Here is a 13,904-nt window from a genome sequence, read left to right on the forward strand (position 1 = left end):
ATCGTCTCAGCCGCCCCTTTCAGCCAAACCGCTGCCCCATTGCCTGCACCCTGCCGGCGTTCTCGGCCGCCAGCGCCCGCAGCGCCGTCGAGCGCAACAGCCGCGACCCGGCCACCCGCTGCCAGAAGTCCAGCGCCAGTGGCGCCGCCCATTGCAGGTGCGCAAGGTCGCCACTGCGCTCCGGCGCCACCTGCGCCAGCGGGCGTGCCGCACGCAGCACGCCGGTGCGGGAGGGGGCCAGCGACATCGGCAGCATGTCGTACACCGGTGCCAGTGGCAGCGGGCCGCGATCCACCAGATGGAAGCCGAGGTTGCCCTGATGCATGTCGCTGTTGCCGATCAGCCGGCCGAAAGCGTGCAGGCGCGCCATGGCCGTGGCGGTGTCGCGATCCACCCAGCGCTGCGCCAGCAGCGCCTCTGCAGCCACGCCCCAGGTCGTGGTCGCCTCGCCGACGAAGGCCGAGGACAGCGCCAGCAGCGAGACGAAGCCGCGTCGCCCCAGTACGTCCGGCGTGCGGTCGAAGCGCTCTACTTCGAGGAAGGTGTGGCTGTCGGTCTGGATCAACTGCGATGCAGCAGCAGGCACGCCTGCATCGCGCAGGCACGTCAGTGCCAGGTGCTCGCATGCCAGCAGATCGGCCCAGCGCTCCGCGGCGTCTCCTGCGGCGGGCTGGGCGAACTTCACCAGTGCGGCGTAGCGGCCATTGGCATGGTCGACGGTGGCGGTGAACTTCGGCTGCTCGCCACCGGGAGACGAACCGACGTCTTCGCCTTCCAGCGCAGCGGCGGCGCGCGCCGGGTAGTGGACGGCGCGCTCGTCGGCCCGCACCCGATCCGGTGGCGCGTCCAGCGCGCGCAGCTCCGCATCCACCGCATCGCCTCCGAGCAGCAGATCGCCGGTTTCAGTACCCCCTGCACGTACCAGGGCCATCAGGGTGTCGCCGAGCTGCCAGCGGTTGAGGTCGTCGGGAACACCCAGCTCACGGCCACGACGGTGTGCGAAGGTGCGGCCGAGAAAGCCCTGCGGGCGCAGGTCGTCCAGGTACCACGGCAGGCCGGGGAAGTGGCCTTCCACGCCGGAGTCCGGTGGCCGGGTGAGGTTGGGGCGCGCGGTATCGGGTTGCACGTGGAAGGTATCGCCGGTGAGCGCCACCACGGTCCCGAGCTCTTCCAGGGTGGCATCGGCGCGCAGCCGGAACAGCGGCCACTCGCTGCCGGCCGCGGTGGGCTGGCGGACGGCGTAGGCGGTAGCGCGGGTATGGCCCAGGCGTACGACGCGGTCGCCCGCCTCGGCGACCAGGCGTGCGAGCGTGGGCCGGGTGATCCCCAGACGCGCGACCAGGGCACCTGCTGGCACGGCGTCGCCGGCGGGCAGGCTGTTGAGCAGATCCTGGGGCTCGAGGGTGCGAGGGCGCGCCATGGGGAGGACCAACGGAATTAAGTTACGAATCTATACGGCAAAAGATGGCTGTTAGCAACATCGCGTTATTTCAACCCATTGATTCATAATGCGTCTATTGGATGCAACAGCTTTTTCACTCGATAATTAATTTACGTATTTATTTACGTAAAAAGTTGAGTGTCGGAGCCGAAAAAGCAGCCAGCCATGGGCTGGCTCTACGATTGTGGGCGGCCGATCCGACGCACAGCGAGGTGACGACTGGGCGGCCGATCCGATGCGCAGCGAAGTGACGACTGGATGGTCGATTCGGCGCGCAGCGAGGTGACCGTTGGGCGGCCGATCCGGCGCGCAGCGAGGTGACAACTGGGCGGCCGATCCGGCGCGGCGAGATGACGACCCGGGGCAGCCGATCCAGCGCGCAGCGAGGTAACGCCCACCGCCCCGCCGCCGCCCACAAAAAAGCCCCGCCGAAGCGGGGCTTATTGAACGCCTTACCGGCCGCCTGGGATCAGTCGATATCCAGGAAGCTGCGCAGCTGCTCGGACCGGCTCGGGTGACGCAGCTTGCGCAGCGCCTTCGCTTCGATCTGGCGGATGCGCTCGCGGGTGACGTCGAACTGCTTGCCGACTTCCTCGAGGGTGTGGTCGGTGTTCATGTCGATGCCGAAGCGCATGCGCAGCACCTTGGCTTCCCTCGGGGTGAGGCCAGCCAGCACGTCGCGCACGGTTTCAGACAAGTTGATGTTGGTGGTGTTCTCGATCGGGGACTCCACGTTGGTGTCCTCGATGAAGTCGCCCAGATGGGAATCCTCGTCGTCGCCGATCGGGGTTTCCATCGAGATCGGCTCCTTGGCGATCTTCATCACCTTGCGGATCTTGTCTTCCGGCATGTCCATTTCCTTGGCCAGCTCCTCCGGCGTGGCCTCGCGGCCGTACTGCTGGAGCATCTGGCGGGAAATGCGGTTCAACTTGTTGATCGTTTCGATCATGTGCACCGGGATACGGATGGTGCGCGCCTGATCGGCGATCGAACGGGTGATGGCCTGGCGGATCCACCAGGTCGCATACGTGGAGAACTTGTAACCACGACGGTATTCGAACTTGTCCACGGCCTTCATCAGGCCGATGTTGCCTTCCTGGATGAGGTCGAGGAACTGCAGGCCGCGGTTGGTGTACTTCTTGGCGATGGAGATCACCAGGCGCAGGTTGGCCTCGACCATTTCCTTCTTGGCCTTGCGCGCACGCGCTTCGCCGTAAGCCATGGCGCGGCTGATTTCCTTCAGCTCGTCCAGTTCCAGCCAAGTGGTCTTTTCGATGTCGAGCGTGGCCTGCTGCTCGGCAATGATCTGGTCCTTGACGTCACGCAGGGCCGAGGACCACTTCTGCTTGCGCTTCAGTGCGTCTTCCACCCACTCCAGGTTGGTCTGGTTGCCTTCCCAGGACCGGATGAAGTCCTTGCGCGGCATGCGCGCGGTCACGGTCGCCAGGTTCAGCACGCGGCGCTCGTGGGACTTGATGTCGGCCATTACGTCGCGCAGCTGCTTGACCAGCACGTCGGTCAGCGGCAGCGGCAGCTTCAGGGTGACGAACACGGCAGCCATGTCGTCGCGCAGCTTGGCCAGCGGCTTGCGGTCGCCCTTGGCGGCGGCCTTCTTGAAGGCGGCGTAGGCATCGGCCAGCGCCTGCATGCGGCGGGCGACTTCTTCCGGGTCCGGACCGGTCGGGCCGGCTTCTTCCTCAACGTCGTCGCCGTCGTCGTCTTCATCGGCGTCTTCGTCGGCGTCGTCGCTGGTGTCTTCAGCCACGACCGGGGCCGGCACTTCTTCGACCAGGTCGTTGAAGCCGACGATCACTTCGGCCAGGCGCTTCTTGCCTTCCTTGTGCGCGTCGTAGTCGGCCAGCAGCGATTCGACCGACACCGGGAAGGTGCCGAGCGCGGCCTGGACCTGGCCCAGGCCTTCTTCGATGCGCTTGGCGATGGCGATTTCGCCTTCGCGGGTCAGCAGCTCGACGGTACCCATTTCGCGCATGTACATGCGCACCGGGTCGGTGGTGCGACCACCTTCGGTGTCCAGCGCGCTCAGCGCGGCGGCAGCTTCTTCGGCCGCGGTGTCATCGACTTCGCGGTTGCCGGTGTTGCCGTCGTTGAGCAGGAGGGTTTCTGCATCGGGCGCAACTTCATGGACATCAATGCCCATGCCGTTGATCATGCCGATGATGTCTTCGATCTGCTCCGGGTCGACGATGTCGTCGGGCAGGTGGTCATTGACTTCGGCGTAGGTCAGGTAGCCCTGTTCCAGGCCCTTGCTGATCAGAAGCTTGATGTCGTTTTGCTGGGCAGGACGTTCGTTGGCCATGTAGTGCTCGCGCCACCGGCAGGGAGAGGAATAGAACCTAGCATTATACCAGCCCGGCGCCCTGCCGGCCCGGGCGGTGGTCCCGGGGTCAGGGTCTGAGCAGGAAGGTCACTGGACCATCGTTGACCAGGCTGACAACCATATGGGCGCCGAACTGGCCGGTTTCCACCCCCGGAACGTGTTTTTGCCTGCAGATCTCCACCAATCGGTTGAATCCGCGTTCAGCCTCCACGGGTGGTGCGGCGGTGCTGAACCCCGGGCGCATCCCGCTGGAGGTGTCGGCTGCCAGGGTGAACTGGCTCACCAGCAGCAGCCCGCCGCCCGTATCGGCCAGCGACCTGTTCATTTTTCCGCCCTCATCGGCAAATACACGGTAGCCGAGCAGCCGATCGGCCATGCGTGCGATCCCGGCCTCGCTGTCGCCCGGCTCCATGCCCACCAAGGCCAGCAATCCCGGGCCGATCCGACCCACCACCGCGTCCTCCACGCTGACACTGGCCTGGGTGACGCGCTGGATCAGAACAAGCATGGGCGGGCTTCCTGGGACGGGGCGGCCTACCTTAACGCGCCCGGCCGCCGGCGAGGATGGCGGCCAGCGGCTAGACTTCACGGTGATGAAACCGCATACCACTGCCCGCCTGGCCTACCGCGCCGCCGCCCTGTTCACCCGCCTGCCCTGGTCCTGGCTACGCGGCATCGGGGCTGCGCTGGCCGGCCTATGGATCCGTCTCAACGCCCGTGAAAGCCGGGTCACCCGGCGCAACCTGGAACTGGCCTTCCCGGACATGGGGCCCGCCGAACGCACCGTGCTGCATCGCCAGGTGCTGCGCTCCACCGCGATGCAGGCGATCGAAACCCTGCGCCTGTGGACCCGCCCCCGCCAGGACAACCTGGCCTGCCTGGTCGAGCGCCATGGCGAGGCGCTGTACGACGCCGCGCTGGCCGCCGGCAAGGGCGTGATCGTGGCCGCCCCGCACCATGGCAACTGGGAGCTGCTCAACCAGTGGCTGGCCTCGCGCGGCCCGATCGCCATCGTCTACAAGGCCCCCGACGAGGCGGTCGGCGATGCATTCCTGCAACTGGTGCGTGGCGGCGACAACGTCCGCCAGGTCCGCGCCGAAGGCCCGGCGGTGCGCCAGTTGTTCAAGGTGCTCAAGGACGGCGGCGCCACCGGCATCCTGCCCGACCAGCAGCCCAAGGCCGGCGACGGCGTGTTCGCGCCGTTCTTCGGTGTCGAGGCGTTGACCATGACCCTGGTCAACCGGCTGGCCGAGCGCACCGGGGCCACCGTGCTGTACGGCTGGTGCGAACGGGTCGGGCCGGACATGCAGTTCGCCCTGCACATCGAGCCCGCCCCGCCGGCCGTGGCCGATCCCGACCCGCGGGTGGCGGCCACCGCGCTCAACGCCGGGCTGGAGCGGATCGCGCGGCGCGACCCCAGCCAGTACCAGTGGACCTACAAGCGCTACACGCTGCGCCCCCCGGAAAGTGGTGAAGTGGACCCGTACGCTACCGAGCAACATCCGCACTGAATGCGACGCTGTGTCGCGCCGTCTGCGCAATTGGAATCGGCGCCTTCCGTCCCCACTGTGAACCCACGATGTCCCCCACGGCCCCTGCCATGTCTGATGCTGCTTCTCTCCTGTTCGGCGATCCGGCCGCGATCCGCTGCGAGCGGGCAGTGGCCGAGTTGCGTGCCGGCCGCCCGGTGGTGATCGATGACAGCCACGGCCAGCGCCTGGCCTTCATCGCGCTGGACAGCAGCACCCGCAGCAGCTTCAGCGCGTTTGCCCAGGCCGCCGATGCGCGCCACTTCCTGTTCCTCACCGCTACGCGCGCGCGGGTGCTGGGGGTGACGGCCGAGCACGGCGCACGGGTGCCGTTGGCCGGCGTCGATTTCGATGCCCTGCCCTCGCTGAGCTACCTGCGCGAGCCGGGGGCGATGCCCGCGGGCTGGAGCGCCGGGCAGGCGCTGGACGACGGTGCGGTGGAAGTGGCGCGGCTGGGCCTGCTGCTGCCGGCCATGGTCGGCGTACTGCTGGACCCGGCCGATACCCGTTTCGACGGTTGCGCGCAGGTCTCGCTGTGCGACCTGCACCAGGGCGCCGAACAGGCCGCCCACGCCTATGAGCTGGTGGCGCGCTCGCCGGTGCCGCTGCGCGAGGTCGGCATGACCGAGTTCGCGGTGTTCCGCGGCGGCGTGGCCCAACGCGACCAGGTGGCGATCATCGTCGGCACCCCGGACCTGTCCGGCGTGGTGCCGGTGCGGGTGCATTCTTCGTGCCTCACCGGCGACCTGTTCGGCTCGCTCAAGTGCGACTGCGGCGACCAGCTGCGGCGTGGCCTGCGCAAGCTCAAGGACCTGGGCGGTGGCGTGCTGCTGTACCTGGACCAGGAAGGCCGCGGCACCGGCATCGCCGCCAAGATGCGTGCCTACGGCTACCAGCACGACGGCCTGGACACCATCGACGCCGATGCGCAGCTGGGCTTCGGCGCCGACGAGCGCCGCTACGGCAGCGCGGTGGCAATGCTGCAGGGCCTGGGCGTGCAGCGCGTCCAGCTGCTCAGCAACAACCCGACCAAGGCGCAGCGCCTGCGCAATGCCGGCATCGAGGTGGTGGACTGTGTGCCGGTCACCGGCGACATCACCACCGAGAACGAGCAGTACCTGCGTACCAAGGCCGAACGTGCCGGGCACCTGCTCGATGTGGACGCACTGATCCAGGCCGCGCAATAGCGCGCGGCAACCTGCTACCGTCTGCGCGACGGGCGCGGCAGCACTGGAACGACGCCCGGCACGCATCCCACTGCCGAGCCCCCTGCCTTGCCCGACGCCATCGACACCCCCGTCCTTCCCGCCCCGCCCCCGCTGCCGCCGCCGTTGCAGGCTGAAACCCGCTGGCAGCCGTTGCCGTTGCGCGCCGCCGGCATCGCGGCCATCGCCGGTGCCATCGGCGGCACCGCGCTGATCGGCGGCGCCTGCGCGGTCGGCTGGATCGTGCTCGACCTGCCGCTGCGCTGGTATGGCGCGGCCGGCATGCTGGTGCTCGGCGGTCTGATCGGGGCCGCCTTCGGCTTCCGACGCCAGCGCCGCACCTATTGGCGGTTGGACGAGGCGGGGCTGGGCATGCGCCGCGACCTGATGTGGCAGCTGGAAACGCACGTGCCGATCTCGCGCGTGCAGCACCTGGACCTGCGCCGCGGCCCGATCGAGCGTGGCGCGCGACTGGCCACGCTGGTGGTGCACACCGCCGGCAGCCGCTTCAGCGCGGTGACCCTGAGCGGGCTGGATGCCGCAGACGCCGAACACCTGCGCGATACGCTGGCCCACCAGCTCGACCGGGACGACGACGCCCTGTGAGCAGCGTGCCACCGATCGACGACGCCGCGGTCGATCCCGCCCAGGAGCAGCGGCTGCATCCGTGGTCGTGGCTGTTCGTGCTGCTGATGCAGATGCGCCAGTTCCTGCTGCCGCTGGTGGCGTTGCTGGTATTCGGCAATCGCGGTGACCGCGACGAGATGTGGTCCTATGCGGCGGCGGTGGTCGTCATCGCGGTACTGGTCGGCGTCTCGATCCTGCAGTTCCTCACCTACCGCTACCGGATCGGGCGCGACGGGATCAGCGTGCGCAGCGGGGTGGTGTCGCGCAACCGGCGCGAAATCCCGTTCGCACGCATCCACAACGTGGTGGTCCACCAGAACCCCCTGCACCGCCTGTTCGGCGTGGCCGAGCTGCGGCTGGAGTCGGCCGGCGGCGCGCGCCCGGAAGCGGAGATGCGCGTGCTCAAGCTGTCCCAGGCATTGGCCCTGGAGCAGTTGGTCCGCCACCGCGGCCAGGCGCCGGCCGTGCCGACCGCCGCGACGGCGGAGGTTGCCGCCGCCACGCCGCCGCGTGGCGACGATGCGGTGCTGCTGCGACTGAGTCCCTGGGACGTGGTGCGGATCGGCCTGCTCTCCAACCGCGGTTGGGTGGTGGTGCTGGCCGCGCTGGGCGCCACGATGCAGTTGTTCCCGCGCGGCACGATGTCCGATGCGATCGAATACGGCAGCCGCCAGGCATTCGGCTACGCCAGCCACCTGCATCCGGCGACGTGGGTCTGGGCGCTGCTGGCGCTGCTGGCGGTGCTGGGCTTCTGGGTGCTGCTGCGGGTGTTCTCGGTGGCCCTGGCGCTGCTGCGCTATTACGGGTTCCAGCTCAGCGAGCACGAGCGGCGCCTGACCGTGGTCAGTGGCCTGCTCACGCGCCTGCGCAGCAGCGTTGCACGGCGCCGCATCCAGGCCTGGACGCTGCGCGAAAGCCCGCTGCAGCGCTGGGCCCGGCGTCGCCACCTGCGCATCGACATCGCCGCGGGCGCCGCCGTGGAGAACGAGCGCCGCGACCTGCGCGAGCTGGCCCCACTGGCGACGCCAGAGGCCTGTGATGCGCTGGTGCGGCATCTGTTGCCGCAACTGCAGTGGCCGCCGGCACGCTGGCAGCCGGTGCAGCAACGCGGCTGGTGGCGACTGTGCCTGCCGGCCCTGCTGTGGCTGCCGGTGGTGGCGGCCGCAGCCGTGTGGAACGGGCTGCCGATGGGGGCCCTGATCCTGCTGTGGCTGCCGTGGTCGGCGTTCCGCGCGCACCGTCAGATGGCCCGCATGGGCTATCACCTGGATGCGCAGTACGTGGCCGCCCGTGGCGGCTGGTGGCAGCGCTGGTGGCGCTTCGCCGAACTGGACAAGCTGCAGTCGCTGCGCCTGAGCCGCTCCCCCCTGGACCGCTGGCTGGGCACCGCCAGCGTCTGGCTGGACACCGCCGGGGCCGGCGGCAGCATTCCCCTGTGCCTGCGCTACCTGCCCGAAGCGGATGCCCGCGCGGTGTATGCGCAGCTGGGCCAGGCCCTGGCCAAGCGCCGCCTGCACTGGTAGTGCCACGCCATCCGTGGCAGCCGTCCAACCCACCGCCCTGGAGTGCCACGCCATGCGTGGCAGCTGTCCCACCTACCGCCCTGTAGTGCCACGCCATGCGTGGCAGCCGTCCGACCCACCGCCCTGTAGTGCCACGCCATGCGTGGCAGCCGTCCGACCTACCGCCCTGGAGTGCCACGCCATGCGTGGCAGCCGTCCGACCCACCGCCCTGGAGTGCCACGCCATGCGTGGCAACGCCTCAACGCTTCGCCGGCCCCCAGTACCCCAGCTCCCTGCGGATCTGCAGCCCGCGCGTCCACGCGCCGAACGGCTTGCGCTTGAGCACGCCCAGCTCACCGGCCAGGAAGTCCTCGGTGGCGGCGATCACCCGCTCGCTGGAGCAGCCGTCCCGATAGGGGTGGATCGTCTCGGCATAGCGCCGGATCTCGGCCATCAGTGCCGGTTCCGGGGCCAGCGCACGGTCCAGCATCGCCGGCAATGCCGTTGCCTCATCGAAGTCGATCATGTGCGGCTGCGGCACGCGGTTGCGGAAGGTCACCACCGGTTTGTGCTGCACCAGGAACTCGGACACGATCGAGGAGGTGTCCGACACCAGCACGTCGGCGGCGCGCTGCGCGGCCATCACCTGCTCCGGCTCGATGAAGGCGGCATGGGCGCCGGCCAGCGCGCGATACCGCGCGAACAGCGCCTCGCTGCACTTGGGGTGCAGGGTCAGGAGCCAGTAGCGCTCGCCGCGCGCGATGTCGGCCGCGATCTGCTCGTACAGGTGCGGCGCCGCGCTGAGGCGCTCGGTGAAGGTGGACCCGAACAGGATCACCGGGCGGCCGGCAGCCGGCGCCCGCAGTGCGGCACTGGCACCGCCATCCTCGCGGAACAGCGGGTCCAGCTTCGGCCACCCGGTCTGCGCGACGGCGAAGTGCCCCTCGCGCTCGGCCAGCGCACGGAACGGATCGGTGGTGGCGGGGCCCTGCGTGCAGTACAGGTCGAACAGGCCGCGCACCCGGAAGTGACCGCGGGCGCTGTCGCGCTTCTGCACGTTGAAGCCATGGAACACCTGCACCTTGGCCCCGGCGATGAACGGCGGCACCCAGTTGGCGGCACTGAACACCGCCCGCGGGCGCAGCGCGAGCGCCTGCCGGAGGTCCACGTTGGGCACGCCCGGCAACTGCGATCCGGCGGCCCCATCGGCAAACCAGGCCGACACCGATTGACCGGACGCGTGCAACGCCTGGGCCAGTGGGGCGAGAATGGGCAGCGCATAACGCTCCGTCGCAAACAGCAGGTACTCGGCCATCATGTCCTCCACGACCGCTCCCACTGAACGGCCTCGCATCTCGGCCTGCATTATCGCGTTCAATGAAGCCGACCGCATCGGCGACTGCCTGGCCTCGCTGGCCTTCTGCGACGAGATCGTCGTGGTGGACTCCCAGTCCACCGATGCCACCGTGGCGATCGCGACAGCCGCCGGGGCCCGCGTGCTGCAACGCCCGTTCGATGGTTTCCGCAGCCAGAAGGCGTTCTGCGTGGAGCAGGCCGTGCATGACTGGGTGCTGTGCCTGGATGCCGACGAGCGCATCAGCGAGGAGCTGCGCGCGGCCATCCTGGCGGCCCAGGCCGATGGCTTTGCCGGGCACCACGGCTACCGCTTCGCGCGGTTGTCGGCGTACTTCGGCAAGTTCCTCCGCCACGGCAATGCCTACCCGGATCGCGTGCTGCGCCTGTTCGACCGCCGCCACGGCGGCTGGCGCGGCAAGCGCGAGATCCACGAGGCCGCCAGCGTGGATGGCAGCGTCGGGGTGCTGCGCGGCGACCTGATCCACTATCCGTACCGTTCGCTGGAGCAGCAGCTGATCAAGACCCAGCGCTACGCGCGGATGATGGCCGAGCACGAGTTCGCACGCGGCAAGCGCGCCACCCTGGCCAAGCTGGTGCTGGCACCGGCGTGGCGGTTCTGGCGCGGGTTGCTGCTGCGTGGCGGCTTCCGCGACGGCTGGCACGGGCTGGTGTACGCCTATGTGCGCGCCAACTACGTGCGCCAGAAGACCATCATGCTGTGGATGCTGCAGCACGGCCAGCCGGTGACCGACCCGCCGCGCGATCAGCCCGGCGCTTGAGCCCGGGCCTGGGCCAGCGCCTGCCGGCGCTGGTGACCCTGCATCACCGACAGGCCCGCCAGCAGCGCCACGATGGTGACGTAGAAGCTGGCGGTGATCTGGTGGGCGAACATCGACTGGGTGATGCCACACAGCACGTAGGCCACCACGATCATGATCCCGGCCGCGGCCGGCCCGCGGAAGGTGGTTTCACCGCTGCGCCGGTGCAGGCCCACGAACACCCACAGCGGCACGCCATACACCGCCAGCAACAGCAGCACGCCCGGCACGCCCTGCGTGGCCGACCACTCGGCCAGGTCGTTGTGCGCGTGGCCAAGGTGGCAGCGCAGCTCACCGGGATCGTCGCGGCATACCGGCAGGCGTTGCATGGCGCTGTCGAAATGGCCGATGCCCACGCCGGTCAGCGGATGGTCGAGGAAGGTCTCATAGGCCACCTGCAGGCGCTCCACGCGCGCCCCGGCCGAGGAGTCGCTGTCGCCGCGCTCCATGCGCACCACGTCGTGCTTGAGTTCGGTCAGGCGCACCTGCTCGCGCAGGCTGGGAATGGTCAGCGCCAGCGCGATGGCGATCGCCAGCACCGTCAGCAGAACCCCGAACCGGGCAGGCCCGGTACGCCAGCGCAGGCTCATGGCCATCACCGCCAGCAGCGCCAGCAACGCCAGCCAGACGCCGCGGCTGCCGCTGAGCACGATGGTCACGCAGCCGGCCACCATGCCCACGATCACCCAGCTCCAGCGCCGGTGGGGGCGGCAGAACACCAGCAGCACCATCAGCACCAGCACGATGTCGGCCAGCACGATCGCGTTGGTGCTCAGGTCGGCGCGCGGCGCGCCGCCGGCCACCTGCAGGATCGCCAGCAGCATGGTGCCCAGCAGGCCCACCAGCGAACCGGTCCACAGCCAGCGCAGCTCCGGCCGGAACGCGCACACCCACAGCGCCAGCCAGGGAATCACCGCGAACCGCGATCGGTTGTCGATGTCGCGCAGGCCCTGGTCGAACAGATACATCGACAGCAGCGCCAGGCCGATCGCCGCCAGCATCATCCAGGTGAGCATGGCCACCGGCCGGCCGGCGAGGTGGCGCGCACGCCACAGCAGTTCCGGCGCCAGCAACGTGCTGAGCAGCAGCACGATGCCGTAGGGCAGCAGGTTCTGCGGCACCGTGAGGATCAGCGCCGGCAGGCAGAACAAGCCGAGATTGGCCAGCTGGTGGGCGATCCGTCCCCGGCCCTGCAGCGGCGGCAGGGACATCTCGGGCAGCGGACGGGGGTTGGTGTGCTTCATTGCCACTCTCGACCACACACAGGCATGCATGCCCTTGCACTGCTCGGACGCAACCGGCGCCCGCGGGCATGAACGACGTGCCCTGCGGCGCGCGCCCTGTCATTCGGCTCAATCTTCATCGCCATCGATCTTGTGCAGGGTGCGCTCGCGCTCGGCCTCGGCCGCGGTGGCCACGCAGGGCCCATGGATGTCGCTGGCCGTCACCAGCCACCAACGGCGACGGTTGGCGACCCCGGCCAGGGTCGCGGTATCGCGGTCCACGCAGCCAAGCAGCGCGTCTTCCTGCACCACCAGCCAGCGTCGCGTCGGTTGCGCGGCCTGCCAGGCCACGCCATCGCGCAGCTGCCGGTCCCAGCGACGGTTGAAACCGAAGGTGGTGGCAGGACGGTCGGCCATCAGCAGGTTCTGTTCCTTCCAGGCCACCAGCCCCAGTTCGCCGTCCGGGCCGATGCGCTGGCCGATCTGCTGCATGAGGCCGCGGGCGGAACTGGAATCATTGAACAACGGGTAGCCGACCAGGCCGTAGGCCACCCAGGCCATGGTCAGCGTGGCTGCGGCCGCCAGGTGGAAGCGCCGCGCGCCGGCCGCGCACAGGCTGAACACCGCCCAGCAGCCCAGCGCCACGCCCACCCAGCCCAGCGCCGAGGTCAGCCTGGTATTGATGCCGCGCTCGATGATCAGCCGGCTTTCAAACCCGGGCTGGCCGGTCAGCATGGCGATGCCCGCGCCGAGCAGGCCCAAGGCCAGCAGGCCGACGAAGCCGGCCAGCACCCACTGCACATCGCGCCGGCGCAGCAGCCCCGGCAGCAGCGGCGCCAACGCCAGGCAGAACATCGGCAGCGACGGCAGGATGTAGACGTCGCGCTTGCCGTGCGGAATCGAGAAGAACAGCACGATCAGCAGCCACCAGCCGAGCAGCAGCAGGTAGCGCGGATCGCGCCGGCGCAGACGCCGCCACCAGGCCGGGATGGCCCACGGCAGGGCCAGGATCGCCGGCACCCACATCGACGGCATGGTGCCGAGGAAATACCACCACGGCTGGTGGTGGTCCCAGGACTGCGCGTAGCGCTTGGCGGTCTGGCGGAACAGGATGTCGTCCATGTAGGCGCGGTACTCGACCGAGCCGCTGGCGGTGGCGGCCAGCACCATCGGCAGCAGCCACAACAGCACCGCCAGCACGAAGGCCAGCGGCCCCAGCCAGAATCGCCAGTCGCGCACGTGCAGGCGCACCCGCGGCCAGCCGAGTATCGAGGCCACCGCCGCCGGCAGGATCATCAGCAGCGCGAGCACGCCCACGCCCTTGGTGATCACCCCCAGGCCGGCGGCGAACCAGCCCAGCCACCACCAACGCCACGCCGGCCCGCACAGCAGGTGGCGCAGCAGGCCGTAGTTGGCCAGGGTGATGAAGAACACCACCAACGGGTCGATCTGGGCCTTCTTCGCCTGGAAGGTGAAGTGCACCGCAAACAGCAGCGCCCAAGCCGCATACAGCCCGACCTGGCGCGTCCACAGCCGCCGGCCCAGGTCGTAGACGCAGGCCAGCGTGCCCAGCGCGGCCAGCAGCGACGGCAGCAGGAAGGCCACCCGCCAGTTGCCGAACACGCTGTAGAAGGCCGCCTGCGCCCACATCAGCATCGGCGGCTTGTCCGAGTACAGCTCGGTGCCGCGATGCGGGAACAGCCAGTCGCCGCCGAGCACCATCTGCTTGGCCACGAGGGCGAAGCGGGGCTCGTCGGACGGCCAGGGATCGCGCATGCCCAGCCCGGCGCCGAGGACCAGCAAGGCCATCAACGCAAGCAACCAGAACTCTCGGGACGCGCGGGAATTGAGCATGGGACGCATG

Annotated in this window: 11 protein-coding genes; 5 read left to right on the top strand and 6 right to left on the bottom strand. The window is 69.3% G+C overall.

The genetic code is table 11. The features are described 5' to 3' along the window. Nucleotides 1-19: 19 nt before the first annotated feature. From yjjJ to dtd, 3 genes are all read right to left on the bottom strand, one after another. On the bottom strand, nucleotides 20-1,420 hold the full coding sequence (gene yjjJ / locus M2421_RS19025) for a type II toxin-antitoxin system HipA family toxin YjjJ (RefSeq protein ID WP_259209797.1): 1,401 nt from the start codon (nucleotides 1,418-1,420) through the stop codon (nucleotides 20-22). Between the two features lie 490 nt (nucleotides 1,421-1,910). Beyond that, entirely contained in the window at nucleotides 1,911-3,758 is a 1,848-nt protein-coding gene (rpoD, locus tag M2421_RS19030) for an RNA polymerase sigma factor RpoD (RefSeq protein WP_259209798.1), read from the bottom strand. A gap of 88 nt (nucleotides 3,759-3,846) precedes the next feature. Further along, complete coding sequence (gene dtd / locus M2421_RS19035; protein WP_259209799.1) at nucleotides 3,847-4,287, bottom strand: D-aminoacyl-tRNA deacylase; 441 nt, start codon at nucleotides 4,285-4,287, stop codon at nucleotides 3,847-3,849. 85 nt (nucleotides 4,288-4,372) lie between these two features. Here dtd and M2421_RS19040 point away from each other — a divergent pair, with 85 nt between their 5' ends. The 4 genes from M2421_RS19040 to M2421_RS19055 all read left to right on the top strand — a co-directional run bounded on the left by M2421_RS19040 (nucleotide 4,373) and on the right by M2421_RS19055 (nucleotide 8,663). Continuing rightward, entirely contained in the window at nucleotides 4,373-5,290 is a 918-nt protein-coding gene (locus tag M2421_RS19040) for a lauroyl acyltransferase (protein ID WP_259209800.1), read from the top strand. Nucleotides 5,291-5,358: 68 nt separating this feature from the next. Then, nucleotides 5,359-6,495, top strand: a complete 1,137-nt coding sequence (gene ribA, locus M2421_RS19045; protein WP_259209802.1) for a GTP cyclohydrolase II RibA — start codon at nucleotides 5,359-5,361, stop codon at nucleotides 6,493-6,495. 132 nt (nucleotides 6,496-6,627) lie between these two features. Further along, a complete protein-coding gene (locus M2421_RS19050) occupies nucleotides 6,628-7,119 on the top strand; it encodes a PH domain-containing protein (RefSeq protein WP_259209848.1) in 492 nt (163 codons plus the stop codon). Further along, nucleotides 7,116-8,663: a PH domain-containing protein gene (locus tag M2421_RS19055; protein WP_259209806.1), complete on the top strand. Its 1,548-nt coding sequence runs from the start codon at nucleotides 7,116-7,118 to the stop codon at nucleotides 8,661-8,663. The genes M2421_RS19050 and M2421_RS19055 overlap by 4 nt, the downstream gene beginning before the upstream one ends. Before the next feature lie 239 nt (nucleotides 8,664-8,902). Here the strand turns inward: M2421_RS19055 and M2421_RS19060 are convergent, their stop codons facing one another. Beyond that, nucleotides 8,903-9,961 carry a CDP-glycerol glycerophosphotransferase family protein gene (locus tag M2421_RS19060; RefSeq protein WP_259209850.1) on the bottom strand — a complete coding sequence of 353 codons (1,059 nt, stop codon included), beginning with the start codon at nucleotides 9,959-9,961 and terminating at the stop codon, nucleotides 8,903-8,905. Between M2421_RS19060 and M2421_RS19065 the strand changes: the two genes are divergently transcribed. After that, nucleotides 9,960-10,778, top strand: coding sequence for a glycosyltransferase family 2 protein (locus M2421_RS19065; RefSeq protein ID WP_259209808.1), 819 nt, complete (start codon nucleotides 9,960-9,962; stop codon nucleotides 10,776-10,778). The two genes, M2421_RS19060 and M2421_RS19065, sit on opposite strands and share 2 nt — an antisense overlap. Here M2421_RS19065 and M2421_RS19070 read toward each other — a convergent pair. Together M2421_RS19070 and M2421_RS19075 are read right to left on the bottom strand one after the other, a co-directional pair. Continuing rightward, a complete protein-coding gene (locus M2421_RS19070; protein ID WP_259209853.1) occupies nucleotides 10,763-12,028 on the bottom strand; it encodes an O-antigen ligase in 1,266 nt (421 codons plus the stop codon). The two genes, M2421_RS19065 and M2421_RS19070, sit on opposite strands and share 16 nt — an antisense overlap. 141 nt (nucleotides 12,029-12,169) lie before the next feature. Further along, nucleotides 12,170-13,894, bottom strand: a complete 1,725-nt coding sequence (locus M2421_RS19075) for a glycosyltransferase family 39 protein (RefSeq protein ID WP_259209811.1) — start codon at nucleotides 13,892-13,894, stop codon at nucleotides 12,170-12,172. Nucleotides 13,895-13,904 lie beyond the last annotated feature (10 nt).

It is taken from the genome of Stenotrophomonas sp. BIGb0135 (assembly GCF_024810105.1).
In the GTDB taxonomy this organism is placed as follows: Bacteria; Pseudomonadota; Gammaproteobacteria; order Xanthomonadales; family Xanthomonadaceae; genus Stenotrophomonas; species Stenotrophomonas maltophilia_AB.